This window comes from Candidatus Accumulibacter contiguus (assembly GCF_012940005.1).
Lineage (GTDB): Bacteria > Pseudomonadota > Gammaproteobacteria > Burkholderiales > Rhodocyclaceae > Accumulibacter > Accumulibacter contiguus.
On sequence record NZ_SPMX01000039.1, the window covers coordinates 15,368 to 32,261 of the forward strand.

Below are 16,894 nucleotides of genomic sequence, written 5' to 3' on the forward strand. Positions count from 1 at the left end.
CCGTCCCATCTCCCTCCTTCAGTGCAATGATGCTTCTTGCCGCCGACACGCCGGCGGTTGAATCGGGTGATTTCTGGGCGGTAGACAAACGCTATTCGTTAGGTCGAGCGCATCTGTTGAGTGATGTTTCACGAGGGGAGACCACATTCAGTAAGTAACCCTCCGCTGCAGAAAGGAAGGTATCCCATGAAACTGAAAATCCTGGTTGTAAGCGCACCGATGATACTGTTCTGTGCGTTCGTGTTCGGCTCGCCAGAGAAGCTTTCACCCGCTGACGAGGCCGCTGCGTTCAAGGCCGCCGGCTTCAAACTCAAGGGCAAGAAGTGGCGGGCTTGCGACGACCCAACGCCCACCTACACGCCGGGCGCTATCGAGGAGGTGCGGGACATCAATGGTGATGGCTACCCAGAGGCAGTCATCACCGAAGGTGGCACCTATTGCTACGGAAATACCGGCTCCGGCTATAGCCTCGTCAGCAAACAGGCTAATGACAGTTGGAAGCTCATCACCAAGGGCACGGGCATCCTCACCGTCCTGACCACCAAGGGGGCTGGCGGCTGGCCAGACATTGAGATCGGCGGACCAGGCTTCTGCTTTCCGATTCAGCGCTGGAACGGCCACGAATATGTGTTGCAACGGCATCAATATGAGGGCAAGCCCTGTCGCCCCAAATAAGCAACTGGTGCAAAGTCCTATGGCCAGGATTTGTCGAACCTGCGGTGCGTCTAACCTCGCTACGCAGAGCCCGACAGCGACAAGAATGGTAACTACCTCTCCATGAGTAGAATGAGAGGACGAATTCACGTCCGATATCTGCGGTTCTTCCTGATGCTGGTCGTCAGCCTCTCGGCCCATCCCGAAACCCTCTCCGGTACCGTCGTGGGCGTCGCCGACGGCGATACGATCACCGTGCTCGACGCCAACCGCGAGCAGCACAAGATCCGCCTGGGTGCCATCGATGCCCCCGAGAAAGCGCAACCCTTCGGGCAGCGATCGAAGGAATTCATGTCGGCGATGGTCTTCGGGAAAGATGTCGACGTGCAGTGGCAGAAACACGATCGCTACCAACGCATCGTTGGCAAGGTCATGGTCGCGGACCCGAACTGTCGGACGAGCTACTGCCCGAAGACGCTGGATGCTGGCCTGGCGCAGATCACGGTCGGCCTCGCCTGGTGGTACCAGAAGTACGCCAAAGAGCAATCGGCCGAGGACGCTGGCCGGTATAAATCCGCCGAACAGGAGGCGCGGGCGAAGCGTGCCGGGTTGTGGGCCGACGCTGACCCGGTCCGACCGTGGGACTGGCGGAAGGGCGAACGGTGATGGAGCACAAGAAGTGGCCGGCGACGATCGATGAGGCGGTCGGCGTAGTGATCGCCACCCTCTCGGATGAGGACAAGGCTGCGATCAGCGCCATGGCGGAGTCTGAGCTCACCGGTTTGCACTTGGGCCTTGGTGCCTGGATTCGGAACAGTCTGGGGCTGTGGTCTGGCAACCGATCGCTGCTCGAATCCACAGGCGCGCCAAACGCCGATGATGCTTCGATGGTGATCATCGAGGCGTTGTGGGAGCGACTGCGGGAAATGGTGCCGAAGGTGCACTGAGATGTGCGGTCGATACGCCCTCTACGGTCCGACCTCCCGCACTCGAGAGCAGTTCGATCTCGATGACGGGTTCGACTTCGCGCCGCGCCACAACATCCCACCGACGACGAACGTGTTGGTTGTCCAGTCGGGGCCGGACGGCGGGAGGGTGGCGAGGCCTCATCGCTGGGGACTAATCCCGTCGTGGGCCAAGGATGTCACGATCGGCGCGAAGCTCATCAACGCGCGCGGGGAGACGGTCGCCGAGAAACCGGCTTTTCGCGCCGCGTTTCGGTGCTGGCGATGCATCGTGCCGGCGAACGGTTTCTACGAGTGGAAGCCGGTGCAGGACGGCAGTCGCACCATCAAGCAGCCGTACTTCATTCGCCCACAAGATGAAGGCGATCTGTTCGGGTTTGCCGGGCTTACCGAGCGCTGGGTGTCGCCGGAGGGCGAAGAGGTTCACACTTGCTGCATCATCACGACGGACGCCAACGCGCTGATGATGCCGATTCACGACCGGATGCCCGTGATCCTGCAGGCCAGGGATTACGGGGCGTGGCTGGAGCCGGGTAATGCGGGTGTTAACGGCTTGCAGGAATTGCTTCGCCCAGCCGACGCTGGCGACATGATCGCGTACTCAGTATGTCGCGCGGTCAATTCGTCCCGCAGTGATTCTCCAAAGTTTGTGGAACCTGCATGAACCAGCGTCTACGACCTGGAGTCTCCGAACCGCTCATCCTGATGTTCTCTCGCAGACAGGTAGAAACCTGCGATATCGACGAGCCGCTGCAGCTCCTGCACAGGTTGATTGCTGACCGACGTTCCGCGATCGAGTATTGCGGCCGGATTAGTCTGGTGATCGATGGTTACAACGACGATCCGCGAGAGCTATTCGAGATTCCGGCGGTGCGAGCGTACCTCAAGCGTCTCGACCAGGAGTGGCCCTACTGGTTCTTCTTTCTGTCCCAGGCTGACGAGTCAATCAAAATGCTGGAAAGTTGCCTGTGCGACACCATTGAGGTGGTGCCGGGAGTGGCATCTATAGACATTGAACAGATGGAGCGGGTATTGGCCCGTCACTTCGGGGCTATGAATCGGCTGACCGAGAAATTGGACCTGCCCAAAGAGAAGTGCGAGGAACTTGCTGAGGGCATCATCAGCCTCATCCATAACGCCGCGGTTGAGCAGATTCAGGGCGACGACTACCGATAGCAAAGAGCGAACAGATGGAACAGACCGATCTACAAACGTCAGGCGAGAAGTGCGCATCACGTCTGATATGGTTCGCGGTTGCAGGGGCGACTCTTACAGCCATCCTTGTGGCGGCCTATCTGCAAGGGACACTGTGAGTGTCGTTACTGCCATCACGGCGAGGGCATAGGGGGTACGTCACATGAAACTCTATGAGCTTGTTTCGCAATTGTGTCTGAGGCTTGAATCCACTGATTCGGAGCTTGTAAGCCGAGCACGGGCATCGTGGAATCCGAACAGCGGCGCGCTGGACGGCAACCTTGCGTCTATGATCCTCAATCGCATAAAGAGCCTCCTGCCCGCATTCGATGTGGATTACAAGTGCGACGCTTACAACGAACTGGCAAACTCGGAAGGGCTCGATAGAGTGGAGAACGATATGATCGGGCTTGACTCGTGGATTGCAGAGGCCCTGTTGGACCCTGTGGTAGCGATGCTCATGGCCGCAGAAGGTGGGCATAGTCCAACTACACTCGGTAGGCTCCATTGATTCCTTTCCCAGTTGGAAAGTCGTTTTCCGCTTGCGTTGCGCCGATAAGCTTGGTGAGCCTAGATGTTCCGGGGGAAGCCGCTTCCGGAACTGGAACGGGCCGAAGCCTGCCCATGGTCAGGAACCCAGCCTGCCGATCTTTCCCTCGCTTGCAAGTTTGACGCCGTCTGTGGGCAAGCTGTGGATAGCTGTTCCTGTCCCGTGCGCCGTGCCAAGGCGCTGTCTTTCAACGGGTGCGAATTCCGTCCGGTAACTTTCGTTCCGACCGGTAGCAACTGGAGCAGTCGCGGAGGTAGATTTGGTGGCCGGCCTCGTGGCACTGGGCGGCTTGATCTTCGGCTGCGGTCGGTCGGGATGGGCGATTGTGCGGTCGGGCTTCAACTTCATCGAGAAGAAACGGGATGCCGGGATCGATGAGGTGGCCAGGGAAGTGAAGGATGTGCTGTGAGGGAGGCGTGATACGGGTGCCCTGGGCCACAACCGTGGCCTACGCGGAAACCTTTCTGGTTGATGTCGGTCCAAATACTAAAGCCTAAGCGGGAGCTTTTAAGGTCCTTCGCCAGGAATTGTAGTTTGACGGCGATTGCCAGGCACGAGGCACTTCCGCAAGTGCCATCGAATTTCTTGTTCTTGTTCTTATTCTTCAATCCCTTCCGCATGCCGTTGCGGACGTTCCAACGGCGGCGGAGTCCCGACGAGGAGAGCCAGGCATGAGCACAGTGGCGTTGACCATCGACTACAGCAACGGAGCTCACAAGCATTTTTCGAGCATTCCCTGGAAAAAGGGCTTGACGATCCTTGGAGCCATTCAGGCGAGCGAGGGAATTGTCCCTGGAGCCACAATCAGTTTCGGATCCGACCGGGTCGGGCACGTCCTCAAGCTCGTCATCGACGGTTCTCCTCGGGAGGACGGACCGGCATCTGAATGGGTGATCTGGGTCAACGCGAAACCCTTTCAGGGTCGTCTCGGCACGGAAACGAGCTTCGGCTTCAAGCCGGATGAGCGCGAGAGCAACCTGCTCAAAGCGGGAGATCACGTCCTGATCAAACAGTCTTTGGTGCCCTGAGGCCCGGTGTGAGGCGAAACGGGTGTGCCTGGGCGCTGCTGATCGCGCGGCTCTATGAGGGTTTTCCGCTCGCCTGCCCACGCTGCGGCGGCGAGATGTGAATCATCGCCTTCATCACCTTGCCCGCAATCATCCTGCCGATCGTCGCCAGACTGGACTGCAAAAACGGAAGCTTTGCCCGTCCGCTGCACCGCTGGCGCCTGTGACCTGGCAACGCTCAGCAGGTGACATGGAACAACCCGATGGCTCTGCCCTTGGCCTTGTTATAGGCCTTGATCGCCTGCGGCGTCGGCTGCAGAACCACGCGGCAGTCATGATTGGTGAAGAATTCGGCAGCCTCCGGCGACAGGTGAACGTTGCCGTACTGACCGGTACCCAGAACCAGAGTGTCGCAGCCCCTCTCGTAGACGAATTCCGCCTCGTCCACGGAAATCGTATGCGAGGTGCCATAGTATTGCTTGGAGAGTCTCTTTTTGCGCTTGAGCACCTCGCCCGAGAGGCGGATGACGACGTCGTGCGGGTAAGTAGCGCCATCGATGGTGATGCTGCCAAAGTCGGTACTATCGATTTTCATGGCGACACTCCCTTTCCCTCATGACAGACCTCAAGAAACCCATCTCAGTTGCCTGACCGGTAGCGTAGCCCAGTTTCGGCATTCCTGGGACAGGATCCTTGCCTTGCGAAAACGACAATCCAGTCCGTGTCGCCGTTGTCGACTACTCCGCACCGATCTTGGAGGGAGATGCCCGGAAGCGGCACGCGACATCAGCGAACTGCGCAGTCTGCTCGATGCCTTCAACGAGGCGAAGAAGACGGCCGGGCTGACGATCGTGAGGATGTTGGTCACCGGGCTGGTGTTGGCGCTGCTCGCCGGGGCATTCGTGAAGTTGAAGGTGTTCGGGGGTGGGCAGTGAGCGATCCGCCGGGGAAGCGATGTGTCGAGTGCGGTGCTGGTGATGAACATTGATGACGTCGCGAAGGAGGTGAAGGAGGTGCTGTGATGAATGCGGCGCCTATGGCCCCACGCAATGAGCGAGGCTAGATTCGGATGACTTTTCAGGGACTGCCGGGCCCAAACGCGACATCGACGCCGTCCGCCATTTGACGAAGGGTCATGTACTCTCGTTGGCACCGTTGTCTGTCCTTGGATGGCGATGCTCGCGGCGCTCTTGTGGATGGTGGAAGCGGCCGGCATCTTTCCCCGGAACGATGACTCAGCAATGATCCTTATCGACATAGTTGTCCCGCCAAGAGGGTTTGGGCTGTGGTGGCAGCTTCGGGGGCGGCAAGGATTTTGTGACCGCGCCTACCTCAAGGAAGCTGAGGCCGTAAGCGACCGTCAGCCTGTCATAATCTTGGCCTCGCAAAGTTGGAGCCTCCAAGTTCCGTGGGCGTTGAATGGGGCGAGGGATGGCTTTCAGCCACGTTACCCCGGGTATGGTCTTCATTTCATTCTTCAAGCGGTTGTAGTAGCGCATGCGCATGCCACCACCACAGTAGAACGCTGGGATGTCGACCAATTGGTCGGGACTTAGGAGGCCATCCTTCCATGCACGCCAGTAACTCTGCCCCCGAACCTGGTGCACTAGCTTCTTCATAAAGAAGTAATCGTCCGGCGTCTCCGCTCCCTTCGAGAACTCGACACCGACGCCGGAGAAATATCCGGTGAAATGGTCTGGGAGAGGCGCCTCACTATCAGTCGGGAACTTGAGGTCGGCCAGCGCTGCTGATAGTGCCTCCCCTCCCTCGATTTTTCCAAGTGCCTCCTGCCACCAGTTCACGCGGTGCCGGTGCAGGTTCATCACGCCGTTAGGCTCGACGACCGACGTGAAGAATTCGAAATCCCATCTGCCGCCCCGGGCTGGCTTGACGTGGAAGAGAGCCGAGTCAACCGATCCGGCACCGACGTCGCCGAGCAGGAATATGTTAGGGGCGTTCTTGTCGAAGCGGCTGGAGTTCACAAATCCATAGATCTGCGCCGCGATCTCGGGCACGATCGAAACCTCGACATCCTCGTCTTCAGAATGGATACCGGAATCCGGGTTGGCGTGCTCCGCTTTCGACAGGGCCTTCTTTACGGATAGAGCCGATACCTCCCCTTGGTCGCAGGCGGCCAGCCATGCGGCTTGGCCAACCTCAGTGAAGGTATGGAAGAGTTCGTCGTCGAGATGGTAGGCGATGGGCAATCCAATCACCAGTTTCCACACCAGACGCGAACGCCGGTAAACGTCCCGGTGGGTTGCGAACAACCATCCCCTCGCATGCCGGATCACCATTGCGAGGAAGGCGACAACGCGTTCTCGCTGCGGAGAACTTCTGGGCGCAGCGATAAGCGCAAGTTTGAGGTCCCGGTGCGCAGTGCCTCCACCATCGAAAGAATAACATCCACCTGTTTCATACAGACGGGAAGGCAGCAAGTAGCGTTTGACCCCATCACCCTCCCGAAAGGGCACGGCAAACGCCTTTCCCAGGGCTGAGTCTCCTATGACGGTTTTGACGCTGGATGTGCCGAAATCTAGCCCCAGGACGATTTCCCTTGCGTCTGTTGTGCCGTCGCCACACTGCGTTGACCGCCCGTTAGCACAAAACCCGGCGAGAATCGGCAGCGCTTCAGTCTGTTCTACCCCGATGAGGAGTCGGGCGCCGGGGTTCAGTTGGAGACGAAAACCCGGCTCATGGGCATTGTCACGCTGAGGGATCCGAGGTGTGCCGTAACAACTCAAGTCGAGGGGGCGTGACTTGGGCTTCTCCGGTCTTGGATGCGAGCGCTGCCAGCGCTCGAACACCTCCGAAAGACTTACGGCAGATGGCTGGCTCTGCGTCTTGGACACTTGCGGACTCGAAGGCCCTTCGTTCTTAGGATGTGGTTTGGAGCCTACTGACTTCTTCATCGTAGAGCTGGAGATATCCAGACCCGTCTCGGCAAACGCCTTCTTCATCCGTTTTTCGATCAAGTTAGCCACCACCAACCCTCCTACAGGGTACTCACCTCACCCGGATCACGCCACCAGAAACCATGCTCTGGTCGGCCTTGACCGATTCCTTGAGGCGTAATTCCGCCATCCGCGACTCGATCTTCGCTGTCAGCTTCTTCAATCGTCCTTGTTCGGCTGGTATCAGTCGCTTCTGCCTCTCGTTTCCGTAGAAGCGGTAATGCTGGATTCGATCCTGGAATTTCCGCGTCTGGGCTTCGAGATGGAGGTGCAGCGTGTTGATCATAAAGCCGATCCGGTCCCGGTTCTCGCGAATCTGCGCATCCCTGAAATCGCGAAAATGTTCATCGAGTTCGGCACGGATGTCATCCAGCAACCTCGCAGCCCGATCATGATCCACCGTGCCTACCGCTTCGAGCCAATCCTTACCTTCCAGGCCGGCAGAATTGACCAGGAACTCAGCGTCATCGCCATCAAGGTGGAGTTCATCCGACATTCTTGTCGCCATGTACTCCAATCTCTCGATGTCCCTCGCTCCAGACACCGTCCAGCGTGCAACCGAATAAACATATTCGCCTGGCGAGACACGTCCGACCACGGCAGCCAGAACATCGACGGCCGCCACCGGACTGTACAGGGGGCCACGCCCTCTTCGCTTCAACTGGTCTCCTACGAAACGCACTAAGGGATGGTCCTGGCCAACCCTCTCCAGGCCAGGCCGAGTGCTTCCTAGGCGGTTCTCGAACAGCAATCCCGGCGGCGTCTGGCTCTGGATGCGCGTCGCGCTCTGGAGGCGCTCCTCTTGAAGGAAATCGGAAAAGGCAACCCGCATCTCAGTTGAAGGCTCGAGGTGGCAAATCAACTCTGATTCATCGGACTCAATCAGGCGGGTGCCCGGGAACTCTTGCTCCAAGAAATCTCGGGAGTAGGCGAGAAGATCCTGCCCTCGTAGGTACCGCCCCAGATCCTTTGCTGCGCGTACCTTGTTCTGGATGAAGTCCCCGTGGGCAATCAGCTGGGTTGCCTCTTCTTCCAATTGGGCTTGCTGCCGATTGACGGTTTCGATCGCTACGCCGGCCCTGTCGATGCGGGCACACTCCTGCTCCGGCGTCAGCCTGTGAGAAAGCAGCTCATAGCTCAGCTTGCGGATCTCCTCCCCAAGCATCACCTCCAGGCTTCCTAGCGCTTGTCTGAAGATATCGAGCCTGGCAAGCAGCCGATCATGGATGCGTTCGTCAATCGTGTTTTCGAAAACCAGGTTCCAGATCAGTATCTTCTCGACTTCCTGGCCGATCCGGTCGATACGGCCGATACGCTGTTCGATCCTAGCGGGATTCCAGGGCAGATCGTAGTTGATCAGGAGGCTTGAGAACTGCAGGTCGACACCTTCAGCAGCCACCTCGGAGGAGATGAGGATGTTCGGTCCCTCCGCAGCGGCGAAACTACGGAGGACAGCGTGCTTGTCCATCCCGCCGTGCAGCACGGCCGCCTGGATACCATCCCGCTCGAGGCGTCTTGCCAAGTAGTGCAGGGTGTTGCGGTAGTAGGAAAAGAGGACTATCTTCTTGCCGGGATAGTTGGCCCAGTACTGCTTGAGGTTCTGGACCAGCAAGTCGTACTTACTGTCACCTTGCTCCAGTGCAGGGTAGTCGCCCGCTTGGCGGGCAATTCCTCTCAGTGTGGAGAGCAACGGACCAAGGGTCGGCTTTCTTAACCGTTCGTCATCATCCCCGAAGATCTCATAGGCCTCGTTCTCCAGCTCTACTTGGGGTTCGGCCGCACGATCCATCCATCCTCTACAGGCCGCTGCGATGCTGCTCGACATCTGCCTCTGCGGGATGGTGAGCATGAAGCCTTCCGAAATGTTGCTCTGCGCGCAATAGTCCTGGACTGCCTCGGTGACGCGGTCGTAAAACCTCCTCTCAGCTTCATTCATCGCCACGCGGATCGTGACCGGCTCGCGCTGGACGCGCATTTCCTGGACATCCCGCTTCAGGGTACGGGCCACCACCTTGGCAAGCGGATTAATCCGATCGAGCTGGTCTGCGATTCCGGAACGACCCCGTGGTGTCGCCATCACCTCGTCCGGCGGCGGGTTCTCGATCAGGTATTCGATCTGGGAGTTGTCATCGAAAAGGCGATGGCGCAACGCCAGTCGGAGGTTCTCCACAAATTCTACCTGCGTGACGCTGCCTGCCAGTACGCTGTCCCTGAGCGCCAGGATCGGCGCGTTGGCACGCAAAGCGAAATCGAAGGACGACTCGTATGGAAAGGAGTCGGCATCCAGCAGGTGAAGCAGGTTGAAGAGGTCCCGGCTACGCAACTGGATGGGGGTGGCGGAAAGCATCACCATGCTCTGCACCACCGGACGCAGCAACTGCGCCAGCTTGTGTGTTGCCGTCTCCTCATTTCTCAGATAGTGTGCCTCGTCGACGATGAGCATGTCTAGCAGTGGCTCCTCAACCTCTGCATCGTCGAGAAAACGGGCAAGCTTCGCGGTGCTCGCTTGGCTCGGCTCCTGGTCATCATCCCAATCGCGCGCCGGCCGGAGCCCCTGCATGCTGGCGATCAGCGCGAACTGTTGCTGTGGGCGTTCCCTCGCCGTTTCCAGATGCTCCAGCAGTTCCTTGGCATCCACGATGTCGGCCCGGACCCCGAAACGATTCGCCAACTCATCACGCCACTTTTCCCGCAACATGGCAGGGCAGACCACCAAGAGGCGCTTGGCTTCAACGCGTGCGCGCAACTCGGTCCAGATCAAGCCGGCCTCGATCGTCTTGCCGAGGCCGACTTCGTCTGCAATTAGGATGCCGTTGCAGGGCGAGTCCAGGAACTGGAGGACCGGCTTGAACTGGTAGGGAAGGAACTGGGTGTTGGTAGTGTTGAGACTGTAGATCAGATTCGCCAGCCGGCCGCTGAGGCGATAGTAGGTAATGGCACCCCGCAGGTCGGCCACCCGGCCATAACGTCCAGCCTTAACCATCCCGTACGGCCCGGTCGCTTCTTTGTCGATCTTCTCCAGTTGGCCCTCGAGCACGAACTGCTCGTCGCCGTCGAGAAAATGGACCAAGATTCTGAGCCGACGGGGCGGACCATCCGTTTCGTTGCCCAGGATACCGATCCGCCCGGGATTGGCTATCAGTCTTACCTTGTCACCGGGCTGCACAGACCGCCCCGCCCAGAAAGAATGCAGGAAAGCGCACTGAACCAAATCTCAGGAAGAAAATCACCACGGTCGCTGCCTTTCCCGGTCACCTCATCGCTTTGCACAGAGTTCGCGACCTGTCGGCCGACTCCCACCCACCCAAGTCGCACAATCGACTGCCGGAACAGGTGATTCGTCGTCCTCGGCTCTTGGAGCAGCTGTCGCGACAGGTCCCTGACAAGGCACGACTACGGAGCAAGCCCTTGACTTCTGCCAACCGTGCGAGTCCATAGCCACCGATTGGCTTCCACCGGACGACTTTGTCAAGGCGTTGATCGAGCGAAGGAGAGAAGCGATGGCTGGATATGAGCTTAGCGTAGGAAGGGATTGTTGCCAACGTTGTTGAGTGGTCAGGACGGACTGGCGAAGCTGGTGGAAGCGGTGGAGAACCAGATCCTGGAGGCAGGTGAGCGAAGTGTTGGGAGCGGAGCGGCACGGGCGGCAGGGTTGCCGGAACGGGTGCGGCGGAGACGCTGTACATGTACACGCGTGAGGCGCAATTGCCGTCCAGTACTTCCGGCTGCAGTCGCGGAGGTAGATTTGGTGGCCGGCCTCGTGGCGCTGAGCGGCTTGATCTGTGATTGTCGAGCGGGGGCGCTGGGTCTTCAACTTCATCGAGAGAAACCTGAATGCTGGAATCGATGAGGTCGCCAAGGAAGTGAAGGAGGTGTTGTGATGGGCGGGGAGGCTTCATTTGATCGGGGCGGCGGCGGATGACGACGGGCTCAGAGCGGGGCGGGATTCGGATGACTTTTCAAGGGCTTCCGGGTCCAAATTCGACATTGACGCTGCTTAATGAAGGCTCATATACTCTCGATGGTGCCGTTGGATATCCTAGCCTTTTAGGCTACAGCGCGTAACTTGCTTTTAGGCTGCGATAGTTAAAAAGCAATAAATGGGGTGTGCGTAATGAAGGCAATACACATTTTGGTTCTTTGTCTGTTGACGCTCATAATGAGCCGTCCTCAGGCGGCACCGACCTATTCAGTGACTGATTTAGGTCCGGGTTACGCATTCGGTATTAATGAATTGGGCCAAGTTGTTGGTACTTCAGGTGTTCGAGCGTTTATGTGGCAGTCCGGAAACATGGTCGACTTAGGTGTATTGCCCGGAGGCCATGATAGCAATGCTTTTAGCATAAATAATAATGGTCAAGTGGTTGGTTGGAGTTCTTCTTCGGATGGTGATCGAGCATATTTATGGGAAGCGGGGAAAATGACCAGCCTCGGAATACTTCCCGATGCGTCCGGCAGAAGCGAAGCCACAGCAATTAATGATGCAGGACAAGTAACTGGTTGGAGTGACACCGCGACTGGTGCATCACATGCATTTTTGTTTCAGTCCGGCAACATGACTGACCTTGGCACTTTTCCTAACGGATTCACTAACCAGAGCGTGGGGGCAGACATAAATGAATTTGGAGTGGTGGCCGGCTATGCTGCCTCAAATGCTTACCACTCAGTTTATTGGCAAGGCGGTGTGATGACACAAATAACCATCCCTCACCCATTTTATACCGGTGATCGAGCCACGGCAATAAATGACGGGGGAGCAATTACCGGCTTTAATGAAAGTGGTACACCATCTCATGGGTATGTTTGGGAAAACGGCACCCTCACAGTCATTGCCCCGTTGTCTAATCAATCTGTCTTAACTTATCCAACAGACATTAATAACACAATGCAAGTTGTCGGGTATGACTTGAACTACACAACATATCACGCCTTTCTCTGGGATGCTCAAAACGGCACGCAAGACCTTAACTCGCTTATAAATGCTAAAGACACGTTGATACAGGGCGCGATGAGTATCAATGATATTGGTCAGATAGTAGGCTTTGGAATAAATTCAAACGGATATCGTGCATTCCTTCTGAGCCCTATCCCTATCCCTGAACCAGAAACATTCACCTTGATACTTTTGGCATTGGGCATACTTGGTTTCACCGAAATGCGCAGAAGGTGGTAAGCGATTGCCTGACTCACACAGAAATACATTTACTATATGCTTCTTGGGCGAATTGTTCGGCGCGTTCAAGGACGCCGAGTCAGGGAGCAGACACCGTAGTTATGCAGAAAAATTGTTCCTGATAACAAGGTTTATCCGCCGATATGACTCTGCGCTCTCTTCCAACGCGCCTGCGTCGACGGATAAACGCTATTCATTAGAGGTCGCACTTGGAAAACGTCATCGAATTCCCAACCAAATCTGTTCGAGATCGCGCTTCGCTGGAACGTGCCATACGGGATGGTCTGAATGACGAAGGCTTGCCGCCAAAGATAATAGATATTGTCATCGCCAACATGTCATGTTTCATTGCTGCCCTTTGTTTCGATTTCGCTTTTTCGATTTCCACTGCTGATGCCGCTTCCATCAGTAGACAAATGAATGAATTCCAAAGCCTTCTTGATACTTGATAGCCGCACGACTGCACTCATCCGTGAAAGAGTAAAAATGGAGTGCTCCGTCTTGTTACCATCTAACGAATAAGGGCAAAGGCGTCGTCGTCACTCATGGCCAGAACCTGAACCATGGACAGGGTAAGGGCTTCGGCTTTCAACAGGAAATGCGAACTCATCGCACGGGCTCATGGGGGGTGGGTCATGAGGATCAGTGTAAGACTCTGCGGGCTCACAGAGTGAGCCCCTAAGAAGAAAGTTCGTCGCCGGCGCGGATCTTGCCAAAGGATAGGGGTGGCTGCTCCATAATGCCGGAGTTGTAGCTAATGAATGACGACAGGACTATCAAGATCAGCCTTTTCATTTGAACTCCCAAATGCAAACGCGTTACGTCTTTTTTAAGACCCAAAAATTTACTATCGGGAGCAACCTTGCTGCATAACGCCGCCTGCTCTCTAGCTCAGCCACGAGGCCTTCGCTGGAAGTCTTTCATGGACTTTAAAGGTCATGCGTTATGCTACAGTCACTTGCGATCGCACTTGATCCACTCAGGGAAGTCTGCTTGCTTGAGGACCATCTTGGACGGTCCAAGGTCTTGGATGGACAACGCGAGTAAGGAGCCCCGCCCCTGAATGTCAAAAATAACAGAACTGCCACCGGCTATAGAGTATCGGCCGAAATCGGTGTGGCCACTAAGCCAAGAGATGAGCACCTTGCCGTTACCACGGAAGTGGAATTCGCCAACGCGATCCGACGCTCCGGCAAGACACCGCCAAGTACCTAGAATAAGCGAACTCGGTAAGCTATCCTGTGACGGAGCCACTGGTGCGACTGCGCTGGGTGGGCTCGAAGCAGAACTCGGGTGTACACCTGACGACTGAGCGGTGCGCGTTCGCATTTGCCCGATCCAGTCAGCCGGATGAGCGAAATTTAGATTCTGGCCGTAGCGATGCTGGAACGTCACTATACCCACCAAGTTCCCCGAGACATCGAATAGCCCACCACCGCTTGAGCCAGGGGAAACGGGCGCGGTGGTCTGGATCACCGTGCCGGCAGGGAGGGTGCGTAGGCTGGAGACAATCCCCTCGCTGATGGTAAGGTCCAGACCGTAAGGTGCGCCAATCGCGTAGACGCGCTGCCCAATCCGAAGCGAGCCAACGCTCCCGACATTGACCGAAGGCGCGGCCAATCCGGGGACGGAAAGCGAACACAGATCGAGTTCTTCGTCGGTAACCAGCCTACTAGCCGTGTGTGTATCAGTCCCAACCTTTACCATGATGCTAACCGCCTTCGCGACGACGTGGCAATTGGTCACGACGGTGCCGTTTCCAATTACGACCCCACTGCCTTGTGACGTTGCTCTGCCTGAACTGTCGGTGGCAGCGACTCGCGCTACGCTGTTTGAGACTTCCGAAAACAAATCCTCTGCTGAACGCGTCGCCAGCGTTCCTGATACAGGACTAACTGCGGTCGCCGTCGCGGGGGGCTCAGGTTCCGCGGCGGGTGCTGCCTTCTCGATCAGTTCCGGTGGATCCAAGGCGACCGCGACGAGCGGCTGCGATGGCGGCCGTCCTGGCGACCGAGTCTTCCAGCCGATCCCTGCGATGACGAGCAGGACAACCCCCAACGAGACCCATTTGAACCAGCCTGAGCGTGGATCCTCAGATTCTCGTCGCTTAGCGCCGCGTGACGCCGCATTCTCGAGTGACGCGTCGTAGGTCGAACGAGATCTCACGTTAGAAAGAACCTGGTAGGCTTCACGCACTAGCAGTACATCGTTCGGGTCGGGTGTTGGTGTTGCAACAAGGTCGTCAAGCCGCGTCTGGTAAGCCGCGCCGATCTCTTGGCTGCTCGCCGTGGAATCGACACCAAGAATCGTGTAGAGCGTTCGCTTCACTACTGTTTACTCAACGGTGCTGCCGAAATAAAAGCTCTCAAAGATGTCGCGTACATCCTCCAGGATGGCTTTGACCGAGAGTTCAGCATCTTTGGTGGTGAGTTGCGGGAAGTGTGAGTGTGCGGCGAGGCGAGCGATGAGTTCGGAACGAGTCATGCCGACATTCTACGTGGTCTGCTGCTGTCGAATGATACGCGACGTCCTGTTTGACTGTCCGCTGAGCACCCGCGCGGCGCGGGGACTGGGGCTGGGAGGAGAAGCCTCCGGCCACCCGATTAGACGCCACAAGGTAATGGGGAGTGGAAGCTGGCGTATGCACTTGGCTAGTCAGAGTAGGAGGCCCGAGCAACCAGCTCACCTCGAATTGTTTCGTCATCCTCGACTTGGGTGAATTTGACGGCGTAGAACCTGTCATCGAGGTACGCCGACTTGACCTTTTCCCAAGGGTCTTCGCCTTCGAGCAGAATCAGCCTGCACGCCCAATTGTTCGCCATAGCCTGTCTCGCCCTTCGAATGTAGCTTTGCCCTTCGCCTCGTTGGATCCAGTCTCCGGGCGGCGAATAGAACTCACTTCGATGAGTCTCTTTCTCGAATCTGAGATCGCGCGAGGCCCAAGCCGTGAAGACAGGTTTCCCCGGAACGTCGGCGCTCCAGGTGGTGTTACCTGGTGCGGCATTCCCCACAAATTTCCACGCTTGCTTGAAGTCCATTCTCTTCGGTGCGCTGCAAATAGGGGGCGCGGGTTGCGCCGTCTAGCGAATAGCGTTTTGTCTGCCGCGCCTAAAGCGTCCGGCCTAGCCGCTGATCAATCTGCGGCGGACAAAGCTTGCTGGACTGTAGCTCTGAAGGGCAGCACTGCTGGCGATTGTAAGCGACAACTGCCCGGCGGCAAACCCGAACTCACCGCTTCGCCTCAGCGCCAAACCGCAACCTCTGCCCCGCCCACTCCACCGGGAACGGCGCCATCAAGTCCTTGACCGCCAGTGACGCCGGTTGTTTGCCCCTAGAATGGCTTCTCTGCGCGGACGCGAATCAGCAGTTGCCTTTCTTGGCCTGGCCCGGTGGACAGTGCCCGCCACCCTGATGTGGCACGCCGTTGTTGCCACGGCCGGTGTAGTACTTCTCCCCACGAGGACCGTTATGCTGCTTCCAGTACCCCGGATCGCGCCACTCATAACCGTCCCAGTAATAGCCGCGGTCGTTGCGGCTGCCGAAGGTGATGGTGACGCCGGGTGCCTGAACTCGCATTTGGCCGAGATTAACGTTGACATCCACCGCGTTCGCCCACATAGGGCAAGCGGCGATTACTGCTGCAAGAAAGAACTTTTTCATTTGCCATTTCCTCATAGATCGAGACGGTCGAATTAGGCGCCTTGCCGTTGAAGAATGGCGAGGATTTCCTTTGGCGTAGGGAACGCAGCTTTTCGCGTTAAGGCTCGGATCAAACGCCTGGTTGAGAACGTCCGCAACCAACTGCTCCGCCTTCACGGCTCGCCCTCGTATCGTGAGCCCGAAGATGATGTCTGCTGCCTCGATTCGGTATCCGTCAAGATCGTGCACATCGTGTGCCGCAGCGCCAAGCGGATTCCACTTGGCCAGAACACTGGCGACGGCATCGACCTGCTCGCCGTTCACCTTGTCCACTCCTGCCGATCGTGACCGTTCACCACCCTCTCTCGTAGTTCCCTCCCCGGCGTGAAGTGAGGCACCTTTTTCGCGGGAACCGGCACGGTCTCACCTGTCATTGGATTGCGCCCGTTTCGTGGTGGCCTGTAGTTCAGCGCGAAGCTGCCGAAACCGCGAATTTCTATCCGGTTGCCTTTCGCCAGTGCTTCACTCAACGCGTCCAGGATGGCTTTGACCGAGAGTTCAGCATCTTTGGCGGTGAGTTGCGCGAATTGTGAGTGTGCGGCGAGGCGAGCGATGAGTTCAGAACGAGTCATGCCACCATTCTACGTGGTCTGGCGGTGTCGAATGACATGCGATCTCTCGTTGAACGGTTCGTTGCGCACTCTTGTGCTGGAAGGTGTGGGGTGGTCGCAGGACAACCTTCCCGGCTGATGCGGGTT

General features: G+C 57.4%; 18 protein-coding genes and 2 pseudogenes. 12 read left to right on the plus strand and 8 right to left on the minus strand.

All coding sequences use genetic code 11. The features are described from left to right. The first annotated feature begins 219 nt into the window (after window positions 1-219). The 8 genes from E4Q08_RS13915 (at window position 220) to E4Q08_RS13950 (ending at window position 4,391) form a co-directional block, all read left to right on the plus strand. Complete coding sequence (locus tag E4Q08_RS13915; RefSeq protein WP_372703708.1) at window positions 220-675, plus strand: hypothetical protein; 456 nt, start codon at window positions 220-222, stop codon at window positions 673-675. 111 nt (window positions 676-786) lie between these two features. Continuing rightward, a complete protein-coding gene (locus E4Q08_RS13920) occupies window positions 787-1,320 on the plus strand; it encodes a thermonuclease family protein (RefSeq protein ID WP_211203428.1) in 534 nt (177 codons plus the stop codon). After that, on the plus strand, window positions 1,320-1,601 hold the full coding sequence (locus E4Q08_RS13925; RefSeq protein WP_169070817.1) for a DUF6794 domain-containing protein: 282 nt from the start codon (window positions 1,320-1,322) through the stop codon (window positions 1,599-1,601). Before E4Q08_RS13920 ends, E4Q08_RS13925 begins: the two co-directional genes overlap by 1 nt. A 1-nt stretch (window position 1,602) precedes the next feature. Next, window positions 1,603-2,283 (plus strand): SOS response-associated peptidase, encoded by a 681-nt coding sequence (locus E4Q08_RS13930; RefSeq protein ID WP_169070818.1) that lies wholly within the window; start codon window positions 1,603-1,605, stop codon window positions 2,281-2,283. Continuing rightward, entirely contained in the window at window positions 2,280-2,795 is a 516-nt protein-coding gene (locus tag E4Q08_RS13935; RefSeq protein WP_169070819.1) for a hypothetical protein, read from the plus strand. Before E4Q08_RS13930 ends, E4Q08_RS13935 begins: the two co-directional genes overlap by 4 nt. A gap of 181 nt (window positions 2,796-2,976) precedes the next feature. Then, complete coding sequence (locus E4Q08_RS13940; RefSeq protein ID WP_169070820.1) at window positions 2,977-3,324, plus strand: hypothetical protein; 348 nt, start codon at window positions 2,977-2,979, stop codon at window positions 3,322-3,324. A 301-nt stretch (window positions 3,325-3,625) separates the two neighbouring features. After that, complete coding sequence (locus tag E4Q08_RS13945; protein ID WP_169070821.1) at window positions 3,626-3,772, plus strand: hypothetical protein; 147 nt, start codon at window positions 3,626-3,628, stop codon at window positions 3,770-3,772. Window positions 3,773-4,034: 262 nt separating this feature from the next. Next, window positions 4,035-4,391, plus strand: coding sequence for a hypothetical protein (locus tag E4Q08_RS13950; protein WP_169070822.1), 357 nt, complete (start codon window positions 4,035-4,037; stop codon window positions 4,389-4,391). A 217-nt stretch (window positions 4,392-4,608) separates the two neighbouring features. Here E4Q08_RS13950 and E4Q08_RS13955 read toward each other — a convergent pair whose 3' ends face one another. Further along, window positions 4,609-4,965 (minus strand): Mth938-like domain-containing protein, encoded by a 357-nt coding sequence (locus E4Q08_RS13955; RefSeq protein WP_169070823.1) that lies wholly within the window; start codon window positions 4,963-4,965, stop codon window positions 4,609-4,611. A 103-nt stretch (window positions 4,966-5,068) separates the two neighbouring features. Between E4Q08_RS13955 and E4Q08_RS13960 the strand changes: the two genes are divergently transcribed. Then, on the plus strand, window positions 5,069-5,305 hold the full coding sequence (locus tag E4Q08_RS13960; protein WP_169070798.1) for a DUF6127 family protein: 237 nt from the start codon (window positions 5,069-5,071) through the stop codon (window positions 5,303-5,305). A 300-nt stretch (window positions 5,306-5,605) separates the two neighbouring features. Here the strand turns inward: E4Q08_RS13960 and E4Q08_RS13965 are convergent, their stop codons facing one another. Together E4Q08_RS13965 and E4Q08_RS13970 are read right to left on the minus strand one after the other, a co-directional pair. Beyond that, entirely contained in the window at window positions 5,606-7,354 is a 1,749-nt protein-coding gene (locus E4Q08_RS13965; RefSeq protein ID WP_169070824.1) for a hypothetical protein, read from the minus strand. Between the two features lie 22 nt (window positions 7,355-7,376). Continuing rightward, complete coding sequence (locus tag E4Q08_RS13970; RefSeq protein WP_169070825.1) at window positions 7,377-10,490, minus strand: SNF2-related protein; 3,114 nt, start codon at window positions 10,488-10,490, stop codon at window positions 7,377-7,379. 334 nt (window positions 10,491-10,824) lie between these two features. Here E4Q08_RS13970 and E4Q08_RS26170 point away from each other — a divergent pair. The 3 genes and pseudogenes from E4Q08_RS26170 to E4Q08_RS13980 all read left to right on the plus strand — a co-directional run. Further along, a pseudogene (locus E4Q08_RS26170) lies at window positions 10,825-10,989 on the plus strand (IS256 family transposase); the annotation flags it as partial. A gap of 449 nt (window positions 10,990-11,438) precedes the next feature. Further along, window positions 11,439-12,497 carry an HAF repeat-containing PEP-CTERM protein gene (locus E4Q08_RS13975; protein WP_169070826.1) on the plus strand — a complete coding sequence of 353 codons (1,059 nt, stop codon included), beginning with the start codon at window positions 11,439-11,441 and terminating at the stop codon, window positions 12,495-12,497. Between the two features lie 209 nt (window positions 12,498-12,706). Next, on the plus strand, window positions 12,707-12,946 hold the full coding sequence (locus tag E4Q08_RS13980; RefSeq protein ID WP_169070827.1) for a hypothetical protein: 240 nt from the start codon (window positions 12,707-12,709) through the stop codon (window positions 12,944-12,946). Between the two features lie 505 nt (window positions 12,947-13,451). Here E4Q08_RS13980 and E4Q08_RS26175 read toward each other — a convergent pair. The 5 genes and pseudogenes from E4Q08_RS26175 to E4Q08_RS14005 form a co-directional block, all read right to left on the minus strand. Then, window positions 13,452-14,825 carry a trypsin-like peptidase domain-containing protein gene (locus E4Q08_RS26175; protein ID WP_169070828.1) on the minus strand — a complete coding sequence of 458 codons (1,374 nt, stop codon included), beginning with the start codon at window positions 14,823-14,825 and terminating at the stop codon, window positions 13,452-13,454. 45 nt (window positions 14,826-14,870) lie between these two features. Beyond that, window positions 14,871-14,981, minus strand: a pseudogene (locus E4Q08_RS13990) (integration host factor subunit beta); the annotation flags it as partial. Window positions 14,982-15,148: 167 nt separating this feature from the next. Next, the gene (locus tag E4Q08_RS13995; protein WP_169070829.1) at window positions 15,149-15,535 is read right to left on the minus strand and encodes a hypothetical protein; all 387 of its coding nucleotides are present in this window, start codon (window positions 15,533-15,535) and stop codon (window positions 15,149-15,151) included. A 322-nt stretch (window positions 15,536-15,857) separates the two neighbouring features. Then, on the minus strand, window positions 15,858-16,460 hold the full coding sequence (locus E4Q08_RS25775; protein WP_308240136.1) for a DUF2502 domain-containing protein: 603 nt from the start codon (window positions 16,458-16,460) through the stop codon (window positions 15,858-15,860). Next, on the minus strand, window positions 16,457-16,768 hold the full coding sequence (locus E4Q08_RS14005) for an integration host factor subunit beta (RefSeq protein ID WP_169070830.1): 312 nt from the start codon (window positions 16,766-16,768) through the stop codon (window positions 16,457-16,459). The genes E4Q08_RS25775 and E4Q08_RS14005 overlap by 4 nt, the downstream gene beginning before the upstream one ends. Window positions 16,769-16,894: the final 126 nt, after the last annotated feature.

What these genes read in the sequence shown, in the direction of transcription:
- E4Q08_RS13915 (WP_372703708.1), top strand. Translation starts at nt 220, where the DNA reads ATGATACTGTTCTGTGCGTTCGTGTTCGGCTCGCCAGAGAAGCTTTCA.
- E4Q08_RS13920 (WP_211203428.1), top strand. Translation starts at nt 787, where the DNA reads ATGAGAGGACGAATTCACGTCCGATATCTGCGGTTCTTCCTGATGCTG.
- E4Q08_RS13925 (WP_169070817.1), top strand. Translation starts at nt 1,320, where the DNA reads ATGGAGCACAAGAAGTGGCCGGCGACGATCGATGAGGCGGTCGGCGTA.
- E4Q08_RS13930 (WP_169070818.1), top strand. Translation starts at nt 1,603, where the DNA reads ATGTGCGGTCGATACGCCCTCTACGGTCCGACCTCCCGCACTCGAGAG.
- E4Q08_RS13935 (WP_169070819.1), top strand. Translation starts at nt 2,280, where the DNA reads ATGAACCAGCGTCTACGACCTGGAGTCTCCGAACCGCTCATCCTGATG.
- E4Q08_RS13940 (WP_169070820.1), top strand. Translation starts at nt 2,977, where the DNA reads ATGAAACTCTATGAGCTTGTTTCGCAATTGTGTCTGAGGCTTGAATCC.
- E4Q08_RS13950 (WP_169070822.1), top strand. Translation starts at nt 4,035, where the DNA reads ATGAGCACAGTGGCGTTGACCATCGACTACAGCAACGGAGCTCACAAG.
- E4Q08_RS13955 (WP_169070823.1), bottom strand. Translation starts at nt 4,965, where the DNA reads ATGAAAATCGATAGTACCGACTTTGGCAGCATCACCATCGATGGCGCT.
- E4Q08_RS13975 (WP_169070826.1), top strand. Translation starts at nt 11,439, where the DNA reads ATGAAGGCAATACACATTTTGGTTCTTTGTCTGTTGACGCTCATAATG.
- E4Q08_RS13995 (WP_169070829.1), bottom strand. Translation starts at nt 15,535, where the DNA reads ATGGACTTCAAGCAAGCGTGGAAATTTGTGGGGAATGCCGCACCAGGT.
- E4Q08_RS14005 (WP_169070830.1), bottom strand. Translation starts at nt 16,768, where the DNA reads ATGACTCGTTCTGAACTCATCGCTCGCCTCGCCGCACACTCACAATTC.